At 67.9% G+C, this 20,836-nt stretch carries 20 protein-coding genes; 6 read left to right on the plus strand and 14 right to left on the minus strand.

Going from position 1 to position 20,836, the window contains the following annotated elements; all coding sequences use genetic code 11:
• Positions 1 to 147 precede the first annotated feature (147 nt).
• Complete coding sequence (locus EV652_RS28015; protein ID WP_242002057.1) at positions 148 to 705, plus strand: endonuclease domain-containing protein; 558 nt, start codon at positions 148 to 150, stop codon at positions 703 to 705.
• A gap of 105 nt (positions 706 to 810) precedes the next feature.
• Here the strand turns inward: EV652_RS28015 and EV652_RS28020 are convergent, their stop codons facing one another.
• From EV652_RS28020 to EV652_RS28030, 3 genes are read right to left on the minus strand one after another with little or no spacing between them, the layout of a single operon-like run.
• Positions 811 to 2,463, minus strand: a complete 1,653-nt coding sequence (locus EV652_RS28020; protein WP_369410047.1) for a DNA repair helicase XPB — start codon at positions 2,461 to 2,463, stop codon at positions 811 to 813.
• Positions 2,464 to 2,498: 35 nt separating this feature from the next.
• The gene (locus tag EV652_RS28025) at positions 2,499 to 4,784 is read right to left on the minus strand and encodes a helicase C-terminal domain-containing protein (RefSeq protein ID WP_132212251.1); all 2,286 of its coding nucleotides are present in this window, start codon (positions 4,782 to 4,784) and stop codon (positions 2,499 to 2,501) included.
• A gap of 49 nt (positions 4,785 to 4,833) precedes the next feature.
• Positions 4,834 to 5,616 carry a GNAT family N-acetyltransferase gene (locus EV652_RS28030; RefSeq protein WP_132212252.1) on the minus strand — a complete coding sequence of 261 codons (783 nt, stop codon included), beginning with the start codon at positions 5,614 to 5,616 and terminating at the stop codon, positions 4,834 to 4,836.
• Positions 5,617 to 5,723: 107 nt separating this feature from the next.
• Between EV652_RS28030 and EV652_RS28035 the strand changes: the two genes are divergently transcribed.
• On the plus strand, positions 5,724 to 6,494 hold the full coding sequence (locus tag EV652_RS28035; protein WP_132212253.1) for an alpha/beta fold hydrolase: 771 nt from the start codon (positions 5,724 to 5,726) through the stop codon (positions 6,492 to 6,494).
• Positions 6,495 to 6,500: 6 nt separating this feature from the next.
• On the opposite strand, the gene EV652_RS28040 is transcribed toward EV652_RS28035, so the two are convergent.
• The 5 genes from EV652_RS28040 to EV652_RS28065 form a co-directional block, all read right to left on the minus strand.
• Positions 6,501 to 6,872 carry a DUF427 domain-containing protein gene (locus EV652_RS28040; RefSeq protein WP_132212254.1) on the minus strand — a complete coding sequence of 124 codons (372 nt, stop codon included), beginning with the start codon at positions 6,870 to 6,872 and terminating at the stop codon, positions 6,501 to 6,503.
• A 70-nt stretch (positions 6,873 to 6,942) separates the two neighbouring features.
• Positions 6,943 to 7,728, minus strand: a complete 786-nt coding sequence (locus EV652_RS28045) for a metallophosphoesterase (RefSeq protein WP_132212255.1) — start codon at positions 7,726 to 7,728, stop codon at positions 6,943 to 6,945.
• A 7-nt stretch (positions 7,729 to 7,735) separates the two neighbouring features.
• Positions 7,736 to 8,971, minus strand: a complete 1,236-nt coding sequence (locus EV652_RS28050; protein ID WP_132212256.1) for an Nramp family divalent metal transporter — start codon at positions 8,969 to 8,971, stop codon at positions 7,736 to 7,738.
• Between the two features lie 47 nt (positions 8,972 to 9,018).
• Complete coding sequence (locus EV652_RS44165) at positions 9,019 to 9,783, minus strand: hypothetical protein (RefSeq protein WP_158441258.1); 765 nt, start codon at positions 9,781 to 9,783, stop codon at positions 9,019 to 9,021.
• A 51-nt stretch (positions 9,784 to 9,834) separates the two neighbouring features.
• The gene (locus EV652_RS28065) at positions 9,835 to 10,449 is read right to left on the minus strand and encodes an SIMPL domain-containing protein (protein WP_132212259.1); all 615 of its coding nucleotides are present in this window, start codon (positions 10,447 to 10,449) and stop codon (positions 9,835 to 9,837) included.
• Between the two features lie 146 nt (positions 10,450 to 10,595).
• Between EV652_RS28065 and EV652_RS28070 the strand changes: the two genes are divergently transcribed.
• On the plus strand, positions 10,596 to 11,528 hold the full coding sequence (locus EV652_RS28070) for a DUF6454 family protein (RefSeq protein WP_132212260.1): 933 nt from the start codon (positions 10,596 to 10,598) through the stop codon (positions 11,526 to 11,528).
• A gap of 102 nt (positions 11,529 to 11,630) precedes the next feature.
• On the opposite strand, the gene EV652_RS28075 is transcribed toward EV652_RS28070, so the two are convergent.
• Both EV652_RS28075 and EV652_RS28080 read right to left on the minus strand, forming a co-directional pair.
• Positions 11,631 to 11,864, minus strand: coding sequence for a PDDEXK family nuclease (locus EV652_RS28075; RefSeq protein WP_132212261.1), 234 nt, complete (start codon positions 11,862 to 11,864; stop codon positions 11,631 to 11,633).
• A complete protein-coding gene (locus EV652_RS28080) occupies positions 11,864 to 12,493 on the minus strand; it encodes a nucleotidyltransferase family protein (RefSeq protein ID WP_158441259.1) in 630 nt (209 codons plus the stop codon). The genes EV652_RS28075 and EV652_RS28080 overlap by 1 nt, the downstream gene beginning before the upstream one ends.
• A gap of 172 nt (positions 12,494 to 12,665) precedes the next feature.
• Here EV652_RS28080 and EV652_RS28085 point away from each other — a divergent pair, with 172 nt between their 5' ends.
• Positions 12,666 to 14,291 (plus strand): AMP-binding protein, encoded by a 1,626-nt coding sequence (locus tag EV652_RS28085; protein ID WP_242002058.1) that lies wholly within the window; start codon positions 12,666 to 12,668, stop codon positions 14,289 to 14,291.
• 9 nt (positions 14,292 to 14,300) lie between these two features.
• Here the strand turns inward: EV652_RS28085 and EV652_RS28090 are convergent, their stop codons facing one another.
• Entirely contained in the window at positions 14,301 to 15,182 is an 882-nt protein-coding gene (locus EV652_RS28090) for a LysR family transcriptional regulator (protein WP_199238442.1), read from the minus strand.
• Positions 15,183 to 15,270: 88 nt separating this feature from the next.
• On the opposite strand from EV652_RS28090, the gene EV652_RS28095 reads away from it, so the two are divergent.
• Positions 15,271 to 16,440: an MFS transporter gene (locus tag EV652_RS28095; RefSeq protein ID WP_132212265.1), complete on the plus strand. Its 1,170-nt coding sequence runs from the start codon at positions 15,271 to 15,273 to the stop codon at positions 16,438 to 16,440.
• On the opposite strand, the gene EV652_RS28100 is transcribed toward EV652_RS28095, so the two are convergent.
• The 3 genes from EV652_RS28100 to EV652_RS28110 form a co-directional block, all read right to left on the minus strand.
• Positions 16,414 to 17,367 (minus strand): R2-like ligand-binding oxidase, encoded by a 954-nt coding sequence (locus EV652_RS28100; RefSeq protein WP_132212266.1) that lies wholly within the window; start codon positions 17,365 to 17,367, stop codon positions 16,414 to 16,416. The two genes, EV652_RS28095 and EV652_RS28100, sit on opposite strands and share 27 nt — an antisense overlap.
• A gap of 118 nt (positions 17,368 to 17,485) precedes the next feature.
• Complete coding sequence (locus tag EV652_RS28105) at positions 17,486 to 18,076, minus strand: TetR/AcrR family transcriptional regulator (protein ID WP_132212267.1); 591 nt, start codon at positions 18,074 to 18,076, stop codon at positions 17,486 to 17,488.
• A gap of 55 nt (positions 18,077 to 18,131) precedes the next feature.
• The gene (locus EV652_RS28110; protein ID WP_132212268.1) at positions 18,132 to 19,061 is read right to left on the minus strand and encodes a TauD/TfdA dioxygenase family protein; all 930 of its coding nucleotides are present in this window, start codon (positions 19,059 to 19,061) and stop codon (positions 18,132 to 18,134) included.
• A gap of 224 nt (positions 19,062 to 19,285) precedes the next feature.
• Here EV652_RS28110 and larE point away from each other — a divergent pair, with 224 nt between their 5' ends.
• Positions 19,286 to 20,755, plus strand: a complete 1,470-nt coding sequence (gene larE / locus EV652_RS28115) for an ATP-dependent sacrificial sulfur transferase LarE (protein WP_132212269.1) — start codon at positions 19,286 to 19,288, stop codon at positions 20,753 to 20,755.
• Positions 20,756 to 20,836 lie beyond the last annotated feature (81 nt).

Below are 20,836 nucleotides of genomic sequence, written 5' to 3' on the forward strand. Positions count from 1 at the left end.
TGGCCGAGCGGGTGAGCGTTGACCTCCGGCTCAGACGTGGACACCTCCTGTCGAGCTGCCCGTTGTGGATAGCCGCTCCTGGTCACACCGGAGAAGCCACATGTCACCGTTCCGCCCAAGCGCCGGCCACGTCCGGGACCCCCGGCTGTGCTGCATTGGGCCGACACTTGTCCCGACGAGCGCCGGGATCGGATCACGTCACTACTGCGGACCGTCCTCGACTGTTCCCGGCTCCTCCCGTTCTCGGAGGCACTCGCCGTGGCGGACGCGGCCGTCGCCTCCGGACGGATCAACCAGGACGAGCTGCTTGCCGCCACCGTGGCGATGCGGGGTCCGGGCTGCCCGAACGGTCGCCGAGTGGCCGCAGCCGCGATCGGGGACTCCGGCAGCTTCCTCGAGTCGATGCTCCGGGCTCTCCTGATCACCGAGGGCATCGACGGCTTCGAACCACAGGTCCTGGTTTCCAACGGCCGGTTCCGGGCCCGGGTCGACCTGGGTCATCGCCGGGCACGGCTGGCGTTGGAGGCGGACGGCTTCGAGTTCCACGGCTCCCGCCGGGACTTCGCCGCCGACTGCCGGCGGTACGACGAACTGGTGGCGGCGGGTTGGCTGGTGCTCCGGCTCACCTATGAACAGATCATCGGCGACCCGGCGTGGGTGGTCGCCACCGTCCGTGCCGCCCTGGCTCAGCGTCTCACCGACTGATTGCGTCCAAACTGACAGGAGGTGTACTCGCCATGGTCAGCCAGGTTTCCGCCGCCGAGCGTGTCGACGACGGGTCGACCTCGACACCTCCTGTCGAGCTGCACATCAGGCGAAGAGGTTTTCGGCGTCCACGATCGTGTACGCATAGCCTTGTTCGGCCAGGAAGCGCTGGCGGTGGGCGGCGAATTCGGCGTCGACTGTGTCGCGGGCGACGATGGAGTAGAACCTCGCGGTCCGTCCGTCGCCCTTGGGGCGGAGGACGCGGCCCAGGCGCTGAGCCTCTTCCTGGCGGGAGCCGAAGGTGCCGGAGACCTGGATGGCGACGGACGCCTCGGGCAGGTCGATGGAGAAGTTGGCGACCTTGCTGACCACCAGGCGGTTGACCTCGCCCTTGCGGAACGCCTCGAACAGCCGCTGGCGTTCGCGGACCGTCGTCTCGCCCTTGATCACCGGGCACTCCAGCCGTTCGCCGAGCTCGTCCAGCTGGTCGATGTACTGACCGATCACGAGCAGCGGCTCACCCGCGTGGTGCTCGGCGATCTGCCGTACCAGCCTCGACTTCGCCGGGGTCGATGCGGCCAGCCGGTAGCGGTCCTCCGGTTCCGCGGTCGCATACACGAACCGCTCGGTCTGCTCCAGGTCGACCCGCACCTCGATGCAGTCGGCCGGTGCGATCCAGCCCTGCGCCTCGATGTCCTTCCACGGCGCGTCGTACCGCTTCGGGCCGATCAGCGAGAACACGTCACCCTCGCGTCCGTCCTCCCGGACCAGGGTCGCGGTCAGGCCGATCCGCCGCCGGGTCTGCAGGTCGGCGGTCATCCGGAAGATCGGCGCCGGCAGCAGATGCACCTCGTCGTACACGATCAGGCCCCAGTCGCGCGCGTCGAACAGCTCCAGGTGCGAGTACACGCCCTTCCGGCGCGTGGTCATCACCTGGTACGTCGCGATGGTCACCGGGCGGATCTCCTTGCGGGCACCGGAGTACTCGCCGATCTCGTCCTCGGTCAGGCTCGTGCGCTTCAGCAGCTCGTCTTTCCACTGCCGAGCGGACACCGTGTTCGTGACCAGGATCAGCGTGGTCGCCGACGCCTGGGCCATCGCGGCTGCGCCGACGATCGTCTTCCCGGCACCACACGGCAGTACGACGACACCAGAGCCGCCATGCCAGAACGAGTCCACTGCTTGCTGCTGGTACGGGCGCATGTCCCAGCCGTCCCGGACGAGCTCGATCTGGTGCGTCTCGCCGTCGACGTACCCAGCCAGGTCCTCAGCCGGCCAGCCGAGCTTCAGCAGGGTCTGCTTGAGGTGACCGCGCTCTGACGGGTGCACCAGCACGCTGTCGTCATCGATCCGCGCACCGAGCATCGGCTTGACCTTGGCGCTGCGCAGTACCTCCTCCAGCACCGGCCGGTCGGTGGTGATCAGCACCAGACCGTGCTGCGGGTGCTTCTCGAGCCGCAGCCGTCCGTAGCGGTCCAGGGTCTCCGCGATGTCGACCAGGAGCGAGTGGGGGACGGGGTAGCGGCTGTAGCGCAGCAGAACATCAATCACTTGCTCGGCGTCGTGGCCGGCCGCCCGTGCGTTCCACAGCCCGAGTGGTGTCAGCCGGTAGGTGTGCACGTGCTCCGGGGCTCGCTCCAGCTCGGCGAAGGGGGCAATCGCCTTCCGGCAGTCAGTTGCGTCCGGATGTGCAGTCTCGAGCAGAAGCGTCTTGTCCGACTGCACGATCAGAGGACCGTCTGTCACTGCATCTCCCATTCACCGATGTCCGACCTTCCATTGTGCCTCAGCGGTCAACTGACCGGCCTGGCAGTGGAGATCCGGTGCAGGGCATAGGTCCTGGGTTGGTCGGCTCCCTCGTCGTACGCGGTGAGCCAGCCGTCGGCTACTCGGACGGGCTCGACGATGCGTTCGGAGGCGGTGCCATTGTGGTCGACGTACGAGATCCAGGTGCGGGTGTGCGCCTCGGCTGCGTTGGCCAGTACGCCGATTGTCTCCGCCGGGGCGGTGGACTCGACCAGACCCTGGTCGGCCGGGCGTTCGGCGGCGACGCGGTCGCCGGCCCGGACCTTCTCGATCACGGCCTTCACCTGGTCGTCGGTGAGATCCAGCGCGCTGTCGGCGAAGTCCCGGCTGCTACGACGACGTGGAGCGTCACCACGACGTGTCCCCGTGCTCGTCACGTGCACAACCCCGTCGAACGTCTCCGCGAGCGGTGCAAGACCTGCCTCACGCAGCCGGCTCAGCACCATGTCCGGCGGCGACGGCGACACCACCACGGTCGGAGCCAGCCGACGGAACCGGATGCCCGGCAGGTTCGAGTTGAGCAGGTGGGTGAGCACGTCCTCGTCATCACAGCGCAGGTACGTCGACGCCGTACCTAGCCGTAGTACGCCGTGACGCCGGGCAACGTCGTCGATGAGATACGTGAGCGGCTGGGGGACCGGTGTCCGTGAGTGCTCGGCCAGCCACTTGTGCAGTTGGTCCGCGGTCCGGCCAAGGTCGAAGGCACGACGTACCGAGCTCTCGCTGAACCTGTAGACCGCTGCACCGCCGTGCGACTCCACGTCGGCCATGGCAGACAACTCGTCCTGCACTGTGCGGACCAGTGGGCCAGGGGCGACTGCGGTGAGGTCGGCCTGGAGGAGCACCTCCGACACCGGCTCCGGGACCAGCGGGCGGATCGCCTCGGCCAGGTCGTCAGATGTGGGCTCTGCCTCCAGCAGCGGTCGCCCGTGCTGCGCCAGAACACCCAGGCCAGTCAGGCCGAGTAGTGCAGCCTCTGTGACAGTCCACTCGACCAGGTCGTCGCGGAACTGCCCACCACGTCGCGGCCGGTGCCAGGCGACCCAGGTGACCACTGACTCGGTGGCAGGCGCCGTACTGGTTCCTGCTTCGGCCAAGGCTTGTAGAGCGAGCACACGGACCTCTGGGGCCAGCAGGCGTTCCAGGTCGGGTGCCAGCGCGTTGATGAGTCGCTCGCGAGCTGCGGCCGTCGCACCGCCGCTGTCACGTCTGCCGATCAGTCCGATCGCTCTGAGCCCGGTGAACCAGGCCATGACGAGCTGCGCCCATCGATGTGCGAGGTCCAGCTCCAGCCAGTCGTCGTACGCGCTCGTCGGCAGCCAGAACTCGTTGGTGCCTACCTCCACGGCTGCAACGAGTCCGGCGGCATACGCGATCTCCAGCACGGCGGCAGCTGTGTGCTCCTCCGCGCCGATCTTGCCGGCCAGGTTGCGCAGTTCACGGACGCCGATGCCGCCCGTGCGCAGTACTGGAGGTGGCTCGGTGCCGAGCTGCTCCAGAGCACGGTCAACCTGCCGCACGAGGTCGAGCGCCGCACCCGCTGCTGCACGGTCCGCGATCGCTGCCGACACCTTCTTGCCGTCCAGCGGAGGTGGCGCGGGTCGTGTAGACGCGAGCACTCGTCCACCGCGCAGGTGCAGCCCGATCTGCCGCGGCAGCACGACAGTGTTGGCATCCTTCGGTACGACGAGACCGCGTGCGAGCAACCGCTCGACCGGCGTACGGGCCGACGCGATCGTCACCGGACGCTCGGCCTTCTCCACCGAACCGGTCGGCGGACCCCAGGTCAGCTTGTCCAGCACCTCACGGGCGTCCGGACCGGCCTCGTCGATCAGCTTGTCCAGATCACCGAAGTGCCTGGTGGTGACCGGACCCAGACCGGCCGGTGTCGGACCGAGTAGTTCGTGCACCGCGCGGATGGGCCGGAGGTCGTCCTCGGTACCCCACACCAACGCCAGATCGAGCAACTCGGCGACTCGCGGTCGCACAACCTCAGCAGGTTGAGCCACTCCAGCCGCCAAAGCCGCCAGATCCACCGGCTCCGGCAGGGCCGACAGCGACTCCAACAGATCGACCCCGAACTCGTCGAGCCGGTTGATCGCCCGCGCCGCCGACGCATTCGTCGTCGCCCGAGCCGCCAGCTGACTGGTGTCCGCCGGGATCGGCATCGCCAGATCCGGACGCCGCTGCAGCAACAGACCGAGCGCAGCGTCGTCCCAGGCACGTAACGCCTCAGCGAGGGTACGTGGGCGGTTCCGCTCGGTTGTGCTCATCCCTACAACGGTACGGCCCCAACCCCATCCACCACTAACCGTTCCCGGTTTACTCGGCGGCGCCGGCGAATCCGATGCGGTGGAAGCCCACGCGTTCGTAGACGGCGGCGACCGCGTCGCTCTCCGCCGAGAGGAGGACGAGGTCGACGCCGTTGGCGAAGGCGTGCTCGACCAAGGTGGACGTGACGGCTGCGGCCAGACCCCTGCGACGCATGGCGGGCAGGGTCGCGACTCCGACGATCTCGGTGGTCGAGCCGACCGGCTGGTGTTGCCCGCTGGAGACCAGGCCGTCGTCGGTGAACGCGGCCGCCGATACGGTCACGCCGTCCCGAGCCCGGCCCAGCAATCCCTTGATCATGTCGTCCGGTATCTCGGCCGCCTTCGCGTCGCGTTCCGCGGGTCCGGCCGCTCCGACCGCCGTACCGGCGTCACCGAAGGCGAGTCCTGCGACGGCCCGGCCTTGTCGCAGGAGAGCCTCCTCCGCAGGCAGGATCTCGCAGCGCGCATCCGCGGTCGCCGGGCGGAAATCGTCGCGCTCGAGCACGAGCAGCGGGTGTTCGACCACGGTCAGCCCGGCCGCGGCGGCTGCTGGGCCCAGCGACGGGCAGGTCTCGACGACCCATTCGAAGCTCAGCGGGATGCCGAGCTCCTCGCACCGGGATCGCACTGCCTCGACGTCCGAAGGCTCGATGGTTCGACCGGAACCCGGAACCGGGCGGGCGTAGTACGGCCAGACCGTCGTACTGCGGAAGAGCGTGAACGGCCCGACCTGCTCGGCGACCGAGCCGGACAGCGGGACCGCATGAAGGTAATTGTCGACTCTGGTGATCATCGCGACGCAGTGAATCACCCCCGGCGGGACGGGCGCCAGGGATTATGTCGAAGTTGGCGCACCGGCTCCGACGTTCCCTCGTCAGCGACGACACGAGGAGGACGGACATGCAGAAGGTGACATCCGCGGACGGTACGACGATCGCGTACGAGCGCCAGGGCAGCGGCCCACGGCTGATTCTGGTCGCCGGCGCGCTGTGCGATCGAGGTGCGCTGCGCCCACTGGCCGACGAACTGGCCAAGGACTTCGACGTGGTGACCTACGACCGCCGCGGCCGCGGTGACAGCGGCGACAGTACGCCGTACGCCGTCCAGCGCGAGGTGGATGACATCGGCGCGCTGCTCACCGCTCTCGGCGGTACGGCGGCTATCTACGGCCACTCGTCGGGCGCCGCGCTCGCCGCCGTGGCTGCGGGCGCGGGGCTGCCGTTCACACAGGTGGTGCTGCACGAGCCGCCGTATGGGCCGGAGGATGTCGACACAGAGGACGAGGGCGCACAGGTGATCGAGTTGCTCGCCGCCGACCGGCGTCGCGAGGCCATCGAGCTGTTCCTGATGCTCGCGGGGATGCCGAAGGAGGCCGCGCTGGAGACCGCGGCCGCGCCCGGTCTGACGGACCTCGCGCCGACCCTCGCGTACGACTTCGCCGTGATGGACCACGCCTCACCCGGTGGGCGGGTGCCGTTCGAGTTGCTCGGCCGGATCACGCAGTCGACCCTCGTCGTGGCCGGGACCGCGTCGCCGCCGTTCATGGTCGACGCGGCGCACCGGATCGTGAAGGAACTGCCGGCCGCGTCACTGTCCGAACTGGCCGACCAGGATCACGTCGTACCGCCGGAGATCCTCGCGCCGGTCCTACGTGCCCATCTCCTCGAGTAGCTGGTTTTAGTCGGCGATGATCTCGATCGACATCCTGTCGGGGTAGAAGGCCAGGTACTCGCGGATGTCGGCGACCGCGTCGTACGGCTGCTCGTAGGTCCACACCGCGTTCACCCCGGCCGCGCCGGCGGGCAGGACGCTGTAGTACGACGCGTCGCCCTTGTACGGGCAGTAGGTCTGGTGGTCGGTGCGCTCGAGCAGCGTCAGGTCGACGTCTTCGCGCGGGATGTACTGGACGGCGGGGTAGCTCGCCTCCTGCAGCGACAACGCGTCCCGGGTGTCCGCGATCACCTGATCACCGGCCTTCACCACCACCCGATCCGGGTTCTTCCCCACCGTGATCGGGTGGTCCGGACCAGGACTCTTCTTCTCCGCCATCAACGTCTCCCAAGGGGCGTGGTTCACCGTCAACATTTCAACAACCCGGGAGGGGGCGGTGGCATTCCCGCTAGAGCTGTTCGAGTTCGACCACGAGGCAGGGGCCGCCGTCGAAGGCGCCGCCGTCGATGCCGAGGACCAGGCCGTCGGCGTACAGGAGGGGCTCGGTGAGGTACGCCGGGTCGATGCCGAGCTGGTCGGCGACGATGCTGTGGCCGTGCACGATGCGGTGGCCGCCGAGGTGTTCCATCATGATGGAGGCCACCTGGCCTCCGCTCGGGCCGCGGAAGGCGTACCGCGACGTCATCCGCCGCCAGATCTCCCACCAGACCACGATGTCGTCACTGTGCAGCTCGGCGCTTGCCGCGGCGTTGATCTGGTCGATCGTGTCACCCCACTCGACGTACTCCGCGGTGTCGGAGTGCATCAGCAGGTGACCCGCGTCCAGCCCGAGCATCGGCTGGTCGAGCAGCCAGGCGACCTCGTCGTCGGTGAGCAGCTCCTGGTCGCGGTCCTGGCCGCCGTTCAGTACCCAGGACCGTTCGAAGCTGCGGGTGGTGATCCCGTCGTGCGGGACGAACGTGTCGCCGAACTTGTGCATCCCGAGCGCGAGGATCTCGTGGTTGCCGAGCAGCACCCGGATGTCCCCGGCCGGCGCCTGCCCGATCAGCTTGCGGACGAACCGCAGTACGCCGATCCCGTCCGGACCGCGGTCGAAGAAGTCGCCGAGGAACCACAGCCGGGCGTCCTTCCCGGACCAGTTGCCGTCGGCATCGGTCAGCCCGGCCGCCTGGAGCGAGGCCTCGAGCTTCTCCGGGTGACCGTGGATGTCACTCACCGCATAGACAGCAGTCATACCGGCGTCATCCTCTGAACGTCAGCACGATCAGGACGACGTTGAGCACCGAGATGGCAGTCGCTACCAGGCATGCGGTGAGAGTAGTCGTCCACCGGTTGACAAAGTCACCCATGACGCGCCGGGACGCGGTCAATTTGACCAGCGGCCAGAGCGCACACGGGATGCCGAAGCTCAGCACCACCTGCGAGACCACCAGGGCCCGGCTGGGGTCGATGCCGATCGCAAGGATCAGGAGCGCGGGCAGCAGCGTGACCAGCCGCCGGACCGCGAGCGGGACGTGGCGTCGCCAGAATCCCTCCAGGATCACCGAACCGGCGTACGTGCCGACCGATGACGACGCGAACCCGCTGGCCAGCAGGGCGAGCGCGAACAACAGCGCCGGCACCTCACCGAGCCGGACGCTGATTGCACTGTAGGCGGCGTCGAGTGAATCGGCTCCGGTACCGTCCAGGGCGGCCGCGGCGACGACCACCATCGAGAGGTTCACCGCACCGGCCAGCGCCATCGCGACGGCCACATCCGCCCGGGTGGCTCGCAGTACGCGCGTCTTGCCTGCGGGCGAGCCCAGGGTCTTCCAGTGCCGGTCGGTGACGAGTGCGCCGTGCAACCAGATCGCGTGCGGCATCACGGTCGCGCCGAGCATGCCGGCCGCCAGCACCAGCGACTCGGTCCCATCCAGCCGCGGCACCATTCCGCCGACCACACCGGCCGCGGACGGCTCTGACTGCACCGTGGACACCACGAACCCGACCAGTACGACGGCGAGCAGCCCGATGATCACCGCCTCGAACGGCCGCTGCCCACGCTTCGACTGATAGATCAGCAAGCCGAACGACACCGCGCCGGTGATCACACCGCCGAGCAGCAGCGGGATGTCGAACAGCAGATTCAGCGCGATCGCACCGCCGACCACCTCGGCCAGGTCGGTCGCGATCGCCACCAGCTCGGCCTGCCCCCAGAGGGCGGTCGACGTGGATCGCTTGAAGTGGTCGCGGCACAACTGGGGGAGGGTCTGCCCGGTCGCGATACTCGCCTTGGCGGCCAGATACTGCACCAGGACGGCCATCAGGTTCGCCCCGACCACCACCCAGCAGAGCAGATAGCCGTACGTCGCCCCGGCCGCGATGTTGGTCGCGAAGTTGCCCGGATCCACATACGCGACGGCCGCAACGAAGGCCGGTCCGAGCAGCAAGAGCCCGGACCGGCTGAGTTGCCGCTTCAACGGCCCCGGCGCATACATGAGAGAAGTCTCTACGACGGCGCCAGCAGCGCAACCCCAGGCGGGCGTCAGGTGCCGGTGGAGGTACCGAGCACCTTGCTCGCCTTGGCCACCGCATCAACCACCGGCTCCTCGATGTCCGACCTGTCGAAGTCCATGGTCAGCAGTACGTCGCCGAGCCCGGTAAAGGCGAAGACCACCTCGAGACCCTCCAGCGGGCCGCTCGCCGCGGCGAACCGGACCGCCACCGGAGTGGTGCCGGCCTTGGGTGCGGCCACCTCAGTGACCGTGACTGTCGAGCTACCGGCGCCTTCGATGGTCAGCTTGGCCTTCGGGCAGGCCTTCACCGCGGCCTTGACCGTGGCGAGATAGGCAGTGGTCGCCGCGGCCGACGGCATCGCCTCGAGGGTCTCGCCGACGAACGGACCGTTCTGACCGCCGGAGAATCCTCGGTGCACCCCGAGCTTCGACCCGGGTGTCGCTTCGGCGTTGAACAGCTGGACCAGCTTGGCGCACTTCGAACCCGTGGCCGACAACTCGGTCCCGTCATCGCCTCCGGTCTCCGGATCGACCGCGAACCCGGCCGGCAGATCCCCCAACGCCAGCAGCGCCTTCGTCAGCGTCGCCTTGGTCCGCGGCGCCGGCGCGGGCGGAGTTGTCGGGACGACGGACGGCGTACTGCTGCTCGCGGTCGGCGTCGGCGTAGGCGTCGCCGACGGTGTGCCGCTCGGCGACGAGGCGCTCTCGGGTGTGGAGTCGCCGCCGCAGGCGACCAGGGTCAGTGCGAGGCCCGCCGTGAGTACGGCGGAGACAAAGGGTCGTTGCAACGACATGAGATCCCTCCCCAGGAATGTTGCAGGGAGTCTAGACCGGTATGCGGGCCATCAGGCCCAGGAGAAATGCACTTCGAGTGAGAGTTCGATGGTCTGGGCGCCGGGAGAGATGTTGAGGGGCGCGTCGAAACCCTTTCCCAACATTTGCGACTGCTCCTGGAAGGGGGCGTGGCTGTAGCTCTCGGAGATCGAGGTGACCGAGCCGAGCGAGTAGCCGGCCAGTCCGGCGAGCTCCTGGGCCTTGGTGCGAGCCTGACGGAAGGCGAGCTCACGCGCCTGGGTGAGCAGCGGGGTCTTCTCCTCGATGTCGAACTGGAGGAAGTCCAGGCCGAGACTGTTGCCTGCGGCATCCACAGCGGCGTTCAGCAGCCGGCCGAACCCGGTCAGATCCTTCGTTCTGACCGTCAGCGTGTGTGCGGCGTGGTAGCCGCCCGGCGACCCCATCTCCTTGTATTGCGGGTGCACGTTGACCGAGCTGGTCGCGATGTCGGCGGCCTCGACGCCCTGCTGCCGGAGCGCCGCCAGTACCGCGTCAGTCCGGTCCGCCACCTGAGCAACTGCAGTCGCCACATCGGCAGCGTCGTGGCCGACGCTCAGTGCCATCCGCAGTACGTCCGCCGGCGCGCTGACCTGTCCCGACCCGACAACACTCACCCCAGTGTCCATAGAGGCAGTCTGACACGTGAACGAGCGCAGCGAGTTCGCCATCCAACGCTTCCCTCGGTCAACCGAGTCTGATCACCTGGTGTCGGCCTGGCTGTCATCCGGCCGCCACAGACTGCACCATCACTTCCACGCCCAAGGAGACGCTGATGCGCGCAAGGTTCCTCATCCCGACCGTCCTCGCTGGTGTACTGCTGACCGGCCTCACCACCGCCGACGCGTCCCCGAAGGACTCCGGGGTCGCCCGGGCGTTCGAGGCGACCACGCGGAGTACGGCGTGGACTCAGGTGGCGCGGATTCCCCTGCGCTTCCCGACGTACCACCCGCAGGGTTTTGCGCTGGTGGGTGATCTCATCTTCCTGTCCAGCGTGGAGGTGATCGAGGCGCCGGTGAAGTATCCGCAGCCGGTGGACGGGTACGACCGCAGTCCGGGCAAGGGTGTCGGGCACCTGTTCGTGCTGGACCGGCAGGGCAAGCTGCTGAAGGACATCCGGATCGACGAAGGTACGGCGTACCACCCGGGCGGCATCGACTACGACGGCCGGAACGTGTGGATCCCGGTCGCGGAGTACCGGCCGAACTCGCGCGCGATCGTCTACACCGTCGACCCGAAGACCTACCGCGTCACCGAGCGCTTCCGGGTGACGGACCACGTCGGCGGAGTCGTCCGCGACCGCACCACCGGCCAGGTCCACGGCGTCAGCTGGGGCTCCCGCACCCTCTACAAGTGGACAACCACCGGCCGCCAACTGCAGTCCACGCCCAACGAAAGCCACCTCCTCGACTACCAGGACTGCGACTACGTCTCCCGCGGCAAACAACTCTGCGGCGGAGTCACCGGCCTCCCCACCGCCACCGGAGGCACCTACGACCTGGGCGGCCTAGCCCTCCTGGACCTCAAAACCAACCGCATCCTCCACGAAATCCCCTTCCCCTACTTCAGCCCCACCGGCCACAACGCCACCCGCAACCCGGTAGCCCTGGAAACCACAGAGTCCAAGCTCCGCCTCTACACCGCCCCCGACGACGGCGAAGACCAAACCGGCACCGAACTCCAAATCTACGAATCCCCGCTGGGCTAGGGAGCCGAAGGACAGGAGGTAGTCGACCGCTCGCATCCATCCCCCGCACCCACACGCCTGACTCAGACGCGACCCAAGCCACACCTCCTGTCCTTCGGTCCCTCAGCTGATAGACCCTGAACGGCATTTCCCTCGATTGACGCGGTGACAGCGTGTGTGTGGGAGGGGTTTGCCGGTGGCGAACCGGTAGCTGGAGGGGCCGAAGCCGCTGGTGGTGATGAGGATGCCTTTGGTGGCGGCGGCGTTGTAGAGAGCGAGGTCGTTGGTCAGCTCGTCGGCTTCGAGGAACTCGCGGGCCTTTGCCAGGTGGGCTCGGGCTTCGTCGAGAGCTGCCACTAACCGGCCTTTCGGGTGAGGGTGCGTTGCGGGGAGGTGCCGGCGACGGGGACGGCGTCGCGGCGGAGTTCGGTGACCAGGCGTTCGCCGCGGTCGATCAGGTCGCGGACTTCCTGTGCGCTGTATTCCACGACCTGACAGGAGTTCCCGGACCAGAGCGTGGCGCGTTGGGTGAGGGTTTCGACCTGCTCGAGCCAGCGAGGATCGGACTCGTCGACGCCGTCCGAGCGCACGATCAGGAGGTCCAGATCGCTGTCGCTTCCGCCCTGTCCGCGAGCGGTGGAGCCGAACAGCCAAACGGACTCTGCCGGCACCTCCCAGGACTCTGCTTCGGCCTTGAGTCGTTCGAGCAGCAATTCCCGCAGTCGCGCGAGCGTCGCGATGGCCGAGTAGGCGACGTGTTCACGGTTCAGCGTGTACAGCTTCGCGCGCCCGGCCGGCTCCGCGATGACGACGCCGTTCCGGACCAGGTCGTCGAGCACTTTCTGGACCCCACTGGGACTTGCCGAGGTCCGGACCAAGCTCGTGACCGCGCGGCCGGTCAGCGGCTTGTCGGTGCGGGCGAGCACGCCCAGAACCCGGCCGTGCAGTCCTGGAACCACACTCGACACCGGCTCGGGGAACTGCACGGCAACCACCTCCGATTGCCCACTATATCAGTCATATGCCCACTATTCAGGACGACGTCAACCGGTGCGGCGGGGACGGAGAGTTGGTGAGGACATTGCTTGCCGTCCACCCCCTGTTTCCTGCCGCATGTGCCCTTGCCCGCGTGCACCACCGCGCGTGACGATGACCGACATGAGCCTGCCTTCGTACGCGTCCGGGGTGTCCGAGGTTCCGTTGCTGGGCGAGACGATCGGCGCCAATCTCAGACGGACGGTCGGCAGGTACGGCGACCGGGACGCCCTGGTGGAGGTCCAGACCGGAAGGCGCTGGACGTACGCCGACTTCGGCGCCGAGGTGGACGTGGTCGCGCGCGGCCTGCTGGCGCACGGGATCGCGAAGGGTGACCGGGTCGGCATCTGGGCCCCGAACTGCGCGGAGTGGACGATCACGCAGTACGCGACCGCGACGATCGGCGCGATCCTGGTGAACATCAACCCGGCGTACCGGACCCACGAGCTGGGCTACGCGCTGAACCAGTCCGGCGTCCGGCTGCTGATCTCGGCGACAGAGTTCAAGACCAGCGACTACCGCGCGATGGTCGACGAGGTGCGCACGGATTGTCCGGCGCTCGAGGAGACCGTCTACATCGGCACCGGCGACTGGGACGAGCTCAGAGCGGCCGGCGACCGCGTCACCGAGGACGAACTGCACGCTCGCGAGGCCGAGTTGGCCTTCGACGACCCGATCAACATCCAGTACACCAGCGGCACCACGGGCTTCCCCAAGGGCGCCACCCTGAGCCACCACAACATCCTCAACAACGGCTTCTTCGTCACCGAGACGATCGCTTTCACCCCCGAGGACAGGCTCTGCATCCCGGTGCCCTTCTACCACTGCTTCGGCATGGTGATGGGCAACCTCGGCTGTACGACGCACGGCGCCTGCATGGTGATTCCCGGGCCGGCGTTCGACCCGGCCGCGACGCTGAAGGCGGTCCAGGATGAGCGGTGCACCGGCCTGTACGGCGTACCGACCATGTTCATCGCCGAGCTCGGGCTGCCGGACTTCGCCGAGTACGACCTGACCAGTCTGCGGACCGGGGTGATGGCCGGATCGCCGTGCCCGATCGAGGTGATGAAGCGATGCGTCGCGGATATGCACATGGCCGAGGTGGCGATCTGTTACGGCATGACCGAGACGTCGCCGGTCTCGACGCAGACTCGTCGCGACGACGATCTGGACCGCCGTACGTCGACCGTCGGGCGGGTCATGCCGCACGTCGAGGTGAAGCTGGTCGATCCCGCCACCGGGCTCGTGGTCGACCGTGGTGAGCCGGGTGAGCTGTGCACCCGGGGGTACTCGGTGATGCTCGGGTACTGGGACGAGCCGGAGAAGACCGCGGAGGCGATCGACCAGGCGCGCTGGATGCACACCGGCGACCTGGCGGTGATGCGCGAGGACGGGTATGTGAACATCGTCGGCAGGATCAAGGACATGGTGATCCGCGGCGGCGAGAACGTGTACCCGCGCGAGATCGAGGAGTACCTCTACACCCACCCGGCCATCGCCGACGTGCAGGTGGTCGGCGTACCGGATGCCAGGTACGGCGAGGAGCTCTGCGCGTGGATCAAACTCAAGTCCGGCGCGGATCCCCTCGACGCGGCCGCGATCAAGGAGTTCGCCACCGGCAAACTCGCCCACTTCAAGATCCCCAAGTACGTCCTCCTCGTCGACGACTTCCCCATGACGGTGACCGGCAAGATCCGCAAAGTAGAAATGCGCGAAAAGTCGGTCGAGCTACTCGGTCTCGGGCAGTGATCGGCGCCGTCAGTCTTCTTTGAGGTGGGCGGCGAAGGCCTGGAGGGACGGGGTGTCCTCGCCGCGGCGCCAGACGAGGCCGAGGGCTGATTCGGGGACGCCGGTGAGCGGGATGTTGACGATGTCGGCGCGGCGGTTCTGTTCGGCGCTGCGACGGCACAGCACCATGCCGCCCCGGTCGGCGGCGATCAGCGACAGACCTTCCTGGAGAGTGCGGTACTCGGGGCCTCGGTGGATCAGGGCGCCTGCTGGTGTTTGGGTCGGAGCCTGCGCCTGACGCCAGTAGCCGGGTGCTGGGCCCGAGATCGCGATGAGTACGGAGTCCGCGAGGTCTTCGAGGTCGAGGCTGTCACGGTCGGCCAGTGGATGCCGGGTCGAGACCGTGAGGGTCTGCGGCTGCCGCGAGAAGACCGGACCGAGGACGAGGTCGTCTTCGGCGACCGGCAGCATGACGACGGCCGCGTCGATCTCACCGCGTCGCAGCGCGCCGAACGGATCGTTCAGCGGGAGCTCGCAGGTGTCGATCAGGCAGTTCGGATTCTGCGACTGGAACACCGACACCGCGGCCAGGATGATGTCGTTCGCCGTTCCCTGGAAGCCGATCCGGAGCTTGCCTTTCACACAGCTGGCGAAGTCGCGGGCGTTCTCCACGACGCGTTCCAGCGCCGCGTACGCCGGTCGCAGCGAGGTGAGGAACTCCTTGCCGAGCGGAGTCAGCGCGACCCGGCGGCTGGTTCGCTCGAACAACGGCCCACCGATCCGGCGCTCCAGCGACTGGAGCAACTGGCTGACCCGACTCTGGGAGAGGTACAGGCGTTCCGCCGTACGGCCGAAGTGCAGTTCGTCGGCCAGCACCAGGAAGCACTCCAGTTCGCGGATCTCGACTGCCATGAGCGCACCTCCCATCGATTAGCTCAGCTAATACAAGCATGACCACATCGCCGTTGTTCCGCACCTCCGTTGGCCGAAGTCTTGAAGTATGACAACGATCTGCGCCGACCAGGTAGCTCCCAGGACACAGGGCTGGGCCGCACCCGTGGCGATGGCGGCCACCGTGTTCACCGTTGTGACCGCGGAACTGATGCCGGTCGGCCTGCTCACCCCGATCGGCTCCGCGCTGCACGTCAGCGAAGGAACGGCCGGCCTGACTCTGACCATGACAGGCGTTGTCTCGGCGCTCGCGGCTCCCGTGCTGCCGCTCCTGCTCGGCAAGCTCGACCGCCGGACTGTCCTGGTCGGTCTGATGGCACTGCTGGGTGCGGCCGGGCTGCTCGCAGCGGTCGCTCCCGGTTTCGGCGTACTGGCCGTCGCGAGGGTGCTGATGGGGATTTCGTTGGGCGGCGTTTGGCTGCTCACGGTCGGTCTGGCACCCCGGATCGTCCCGCCGCACGCCGTAGGTCCGGCGACCTCGCTCATCTTCAGCGGCATCGGAATCGCTTCTGTGCTTGGCATTCCAGCCGGTGCCTACGTCGGTGAGCTGATCGGGTGGCGCTGGGCCTTCGCGGCCGTCGGTGTCCTGTCAGGAGTCTTGGCCGTCGCACTCGCTTTCCTGCTGCCTCCGCTTCCCGCCGCGAAAGCAGTCCGGCTGGGTGATGTCCTCGCGGTCCTCAAGATCAAGCAGGTCCGCGTTGGACTCGTCCTGGTCGCACTTGTTGTCACCGGTCACTTCTCGGCGTACACCTACGTCCGTCCGCTGCTGGAGAAGCTCGCCGGCATCAGCCCCACGCTGATCGGCAGCCTGCTCCTCGCGTACGGCGTGGCCGGCGTACTGGGCAACTTCCTCACCGGGTCCATGCGTCCCGCTCGCGCCATGACCTTCATCGCAGCCGGTGTCGCGGCCGCGAGCATCGTGATGCCCTTCCTGGGTACGACGCTCACCGGAGCCCTGATCCTGTTGCTGGTCTGGGGTCTCGCGTACGGCGGTACGAGCGTGAGCACCCAGGCATGGGGTCACGCGGCGGCACCTACTGCCCCCGAAGCATCGTCCGCCGTACTCGTGGGGGTGTACAACGGCTCGATCGCACTCGGTGCCTTCACCGGCGGCCAGGTCGCCGACCACGTCGGTACGACGACCGTCACCTGGCTACCCGCGATCCTCGGGACCGCTGCGCTGGTCGTCGTACTAGCGAACCGCCGCCAGCGCGGCTGAGTCCTCGTCGCCGAAGACGTCCTCGAGTTTCTCAGGGGAGTAGTCGAGGTCGATCCCGGCCACGTCCGCGCCGACCGCCGACTCGATCGCGCCGAGGCGGCGGGTCGCGCGGTCGCCGGCGTACGTCATCAGCGCGGTCGGGTTGATCTCCGGCGGGAGCTCGGGGGAGTTGTCCATCGCCCACTGGATCTGGGTCAGCGCGTGTGGGAGGAGTTCCTCCATCGTGTCGGTGACGACCTTCCAGTTCGACGCGTCCGCCGCGACATGGCGGCGGCAGGTGAAGGTGCCCCAGGCCATGTGCCGGCGTTCGTCGTCGCCGATCCGGCGGATCAGCTCCTGCATACCGGGCAGGACGCCGCGCGACGTACAGAGCAGGTTCCACGCGTGGTACCCGGTCAGCGCCAGGGTCCCTTCCACCACGTGGTTGTAGGTCACCGAAGCGCGGACCTGGTTGGCCGGGGACGGGTCGTCGGCGAGTGACTTGAGGGCGACCGGCAGTGCCTCGTAGAAGATGGCGCGGTAGCCGGGGTTGTTCTCGACGTAGTGGTGCAGGTCCTCGGTGATGCCGACCGCGTCCAGCCAGAGCCGGAAGACCGCGGTGTGCTTGGCCTCCTCGAAACAGAACTGGGTCAGGTACATCTCGTCGCCGAACCGTCCCTCGGCCGCCATCGCCTGCAGGAACGGCTGCAGGTCCTCGGTGACCGCCTCCTCACCGGCGATGAACTGGGCGCACAGCAGCAACGCGTTGTCCTTGTCGTTGTCGCTGAGCTCCTGCCAGTCTTTGGCGTCCTGGCCGAAGTCGATGTCGCGCGGGTTCCAGAACTTGCGGTTGCCCTTGTCGAACAACCGCAGCGGCAGCGCCTCCCAGTTGAGCCCGCCGGACCGCAGCGAGCTGAAACCCTTGCGATGAAGGGGATTCGTGGTCATGGGGCCTCCCGGCCTGGACTGAGGAGTGGAGGGAGCGAAGCGACTGGAGCGACGAGGGAAGGCCGGGAGTCAAGGCCCCGTGACCCTGCCGGCGCCGGAGGCCCGGCCAAAAGCACCGTCATCCGTGCCTCCTGCTCTCGGACAGAAACGGACTGAGGACGCGAGCCAGCTGCGCCGCCACCGCCGGCGGGGGAGGGCCTGGCGTGACGATGTGGCTGAGGACGACGCGCAAGGCGACGTCGACGCAGCTGGTCGCGTCCTCCGGTGGTACCTCCGGCCAGTGCTCTCTGACGTGCTCACCCAGCCGTAGGTGTGCCACCTCCAGCACCTGCTGCCCCCGTGTGGTCAGCAGTTGACTGGCCTGGTCCGATCCCGGCTGGCCGAGCGCCGCCTTCACCAGCGGGTTCTCCCCGGCCAGTGCGAGCGCCCGCTCGACCGCGGCCTGCAGACCGTCGATCGGATCGGAATGCTCGGCTAGCGCTGCGTTCACGTCCAGCAGGAACCGCTCGGTCTCGCGTGTTGCAACCGCCTGCAGCACGCCCCATTTGTCACCGAACTCGTTGTAGACGGTCTGCCGGGACACACCGGTACGACGGGCCACCTCGTTCATCCGCAGCCCGTCGTACCCGCCCGCCACGATCGCGTCGTACGCGGCGTCCAGCAGCTCGTCGCGCAGTCGGCGCTTGGTCCGGTCGGCGAACGAGTCCATGAGACCGAGGGTTTACATTTCTTCCTCGAATGTCAAGACGTCGGACAGAGTGTCCTCAGTTGTCAAGTGAGGAGAAGTGCTCCGCATCACCGGTCCGGGGCGTACTGCGGACGCCGTCGATGCTGACCGGGATGTCGCCGGCCAGGGTGATCCGGTGCAGTCGCCGCGGCTGGTCGTCGTAGTCCGCGACGCCGTAGTGCTGGGTCGCCCGGTTGTCCCAGATCGCCAGGTCGCCGGGCTGCCACTGCCAGCGGACGGTGTTGTCGAGGTTCGTGATGCGGTTCTGCAGCAGCTGGAACAACGCGGTCGTCTCGGCCGAGGTGAAGCCGACGAAGCGCCGGACGAAGTGACCCAGCACCAGCGAGCGCTCGCCGGTCTCGGGGTGGATGCGGACGACCGGGTGCTCGGTCTCGAACAGCTTCGAGACGAACTGCTTGCGGTGCTCCTCGACCTTCACGTCCACCCCGCCGATCCGGGTCTCGTCGACCCGCCCGGCGTAGTCGTAGACGTTGCTGTGCACGGCCCACAGCCGGTCCACCAGGGCCTGCAGGGGGACGGGCAGCTTCGCGTACGCCGTCACGGTATTGGCCCACGTGGTCGCCCCGCCATACGCGGGCAGGGTGACGGCGCGGAGCAGGCTGATCGCGGGGATCCGGTCGACGAACGTGACATCGGTGTGCCAGCTGTTCGCCTTGCCGTAGTCGGAGTCGATCGGCAGCACGTGCTCGGCGCCCTCGAGGCTCTTCGAGGTCGGGTGGGCGAGCGTCGGCGTACCGAGGAGCTTGGCGAAGGCGAGCTGGCCGGCGTCGTCGAGGTGCTGCTGCTCGCGGAAGAAGATCACCTTGTGGTCGAGCAGCGCCTGCCGGATCGCGCTGACGGTCTGCTCGGGCAGGTCGCCGCCGAGGCGGACGTTGCCGATCACGGCGCCGATCGCGCCACCGGCCTTGCTGACGGTGATCTCAGGTGCTTCCAGCTGAGTGGTCATTCGAGCTCCCTCGGAGTGTCGGTTAATACTCAGTTTCCTACTGAATTACTAGACATATGGGATAGTCCGGCATCCGAGATCGCGGACCGCCGGGCCATCACAACTCCGGCGTCGCAGGCGTTGTGAGCGTGGAGGGGCCGCAGTGCGGGCGATTGTGATGGCCTGGCGGTCCGGTTTCGGGATGCGAGACCGGGCGAGGATCGGGAGCACGTAGGGTTGGGGACGTGTCAACCGCCGAGATCCAGCCTGCCGCCGCCACGTTCGATGTGCCGGAACTCGTGGTCGGGTTCGACCTGGACATGACGCTGATCGACTCCCGGCCGGGGATCCAGGCTGTCTGGGACCTACTGGCCGCCGAGACCGGCGTACCGATCGACACCGACCTGGTGGTGAGCCGGCTCGGGCCGCCGCTGACCTGGGAGATGGCGAACTGGTTCCCGCCCGAGCAGGTCGACGCGATGGTCTCCCGCTACCGCGAGCACTACCCGTCGCACGCGATCACGGGGAGTCTGCCACTCCCTGGCGTGCTCGAGTCGTTGGCCGCCGTACGGGCGTTGCGCGGCCGGACGATGGTGGTCTCGGCGAAGTACACGCCCTCGGTCGTGCTGCACCTGGAGCACCTCGGGCTGGACGTCGACGAGCCGGTCGGTGATCTGCACGGTGCCGAGAAGGGCATCGCGCTGCGGGAGCACCAGGCGACGATCTATGTCGGCGACCACACCGCCGACATCGACGGCGCGCGTGCTGCCGGTGCGGTCGCGGTGAGCGTGGCCACTGGCCCGTTCACTGCTGACGAGCTCCGGGCGTACGGCGCTGACGTCGTACTGAATGACTTGACCGAGTTCCCGGCCTGGCTGGACGCGTATGTGCTCGAGCAGCGGCTGGAAGCGTTGATGCGGCGGTTGTCGGGCTACAAGAACATGGTCGTTGCGTTCAGCGGCGGTGCCGACTCGGCGTTCCTGCTGGCGGCCGCGGCGCGGGCGATCGGCCCGGCGAACGTGATCGCCGCGACCGCGGTATCGCCGAGTCTTCCGGTCGCCGAGCTGGAGCCCGCTGCGCGGTTCGCGGACGGCATCGGCGTACGGCATGTCACTCCGCACACGCACGAGATGGACCGTGAGGGGTATCAGGCCAACGCGGGCGACCGGTGCTACTTCTGCAAGGCCGAACTGGTGGAGACGTTGCAGCCGATCGCGGACGAGTTCGGGATCACCGCGATCGCGACCGGCACGAACGCCGACGACGCGATCGCCGGGTTCCGGCCGGGAATCCGGGCCGCGTTCGAGCGGGGTGCGATCACGCCGCTGAAGGATGCGCGGCTGACCAAGGCGCAGATCCGCGAGGCGTCCCGGAGCTGGGGTCTGGAGACCTCGGACAAGCCGGCGGCCGCCTGCCTGTCGAGCCGGATCGCGTACGGCATCCGGATCACGCCGAACCTGCTGGCCCGGGTCGACCGGGCCGAACAGACGGTCCGTTCACTGCTCACGCCGTACGGCGTCGAGAACGTCCGGGTCCGCGATGTCGGGCAGACGGCGAGTATCGAGATCGATGCCCGGCTGCTGGATCAGGTGGACCATCAAAGGCTCGTCGACGCGGTCGTGGCCGAAGGATTCCCAGCCGCTCAGGTCGATCCTCGCGGCTTCCGTTCCGGGTCGATGAACGAACGGTTGAAGGACCCGGAGAAGTACCGGTAGTAGTGCGGAATCCTCGCCGCGTCAGATAATTTTCCTGAGGCGCCGCGGCGCTGGTTCACGTACGCTGGGTAGCCGATCGGG

Origin of the sequence: Kribbella steppae (assembly GCF_004342025.1) — a bacterium.
In the GTDB taxonomy this organism is placed as follows: domain Bacteria; phylum Actinomycetota; class Actinomycetes; order Propionibacteriales; family Kribbellaceae; genus Kribbella; species Kribbella steppae.

Bases quoted from the DNA above. Each gene is read 5' to 3' on its own strand.
- EV652_RS28020 (WP_369410047.1), bottom strand. From the start codon at position 2,463: ATGGGAGATGCAGTGACAGACGGTCCTCTGATCGTGCAGTCGGACAAG.
- EV652_RS28070 (WP_132212260.1), top strand. From the start codon at position 10,596: ATGCGCGCAAGGTTCCTCATCCCGACCGTCCTCGCTGGTGTACTGCTG.
- EV652_RS28105 (WP_132212267.1), bottom strand. From the start codon at position 18,076: ATGGACTCGTTCGCCGACCGGACCAAGCGCCGACTGCGCGACGAGCTG.
- EV652_RS28040 (WP_132212254.1), bottom strand. From the start codon at position 6,872: ATGGCGGAGAAGAAGAGTCCTGGTCCGGACCACCCGATCACGGTGGGG.
- EV652_RS28100 (WP_132212266.1), bottom strand. From the start codon at position 17,367: ATGACCACGAATCCCCTTCATCGCAAGGGTTTCAGCTCGCTGCGGTCC.
- EV652_RS28090 (WP_199238442.1), bottom strand. From the start codon at position 15,182: ATGGCAGTCGAGATCCGCGAACTGGAGTGCTTCCTGGTGCTGGCCGAC.
- EV652_RS28095 (WP_132212265.1), top strand. From the start codon at position 15,271: ATGACAACGATCTGCGCCGACCAGGTAGCTCCCAGGACACAGGGCTGG.
- EV652_RS28025 (WP_132212251.1), bottom strand. From the start codon at position 4,784: ATGAGCACAACCGAGCGGAACCGCCCACGTACCCTCGCTGAGGCGTTA.
- EV652_RS28045 (WP_132212255.1), bottom strand. From the start codon at position 7,728: ATGACTGCTGTCTATGCGGTGAGTGACATCCACGGTCACCCGGAGAAG.
- EV652_RS28035 (WP_132212253.1), top strand. From the start codon at position 5,724: ATGCAGAAGGTGACATCCGCGGACGGTACGACGATCGCGTACGAGCGC.
- EV652_RS28030 (WP_132212252.1), bottom strand. From the start codon at position 5,616: ATGATCACCAGAGTCGACAATTACCTTCATGCGGTCCCGCTGTCCGGC.
- EV652_RS28085 (WP_242002058.1), top strand. From the start codon at position 12,666: ATGAGCCTGCCTTCGTACGCGTCCGGGGTGTCCGAGGTTCCGTTGCTG.
- EV652_RS44165 (WP_158441258.1), bottom strand. From the start codon at position 9,783: ATGTCGTTGCAACGACCCTTTGTCTCCGCCGTACTCACGGCGGGCCTC.
- EV652_RS28050 (WP_132212256.1), bottom strand. From the start codon at position 8,971: ATGTATGCGCCGGGGCCGTTGAAGCGGCAACTCAGCCGGTCCGGGCTC.
- EV652_RS28110 (WP_132212268.1), bottom strand. From the start codon at position 19,061: ATGACCACTCAGCTGGAAGCACCTGAGATCACCGTCAGCAAGGCCGGT.
- EV652_RS28065 (WP_132212259.1), bottom strand. From the start codon at position 10,449: ATGGACACTGGGGTGAGTGTTGTCGGGTCGGGACAGGTCAGCGCGCCG.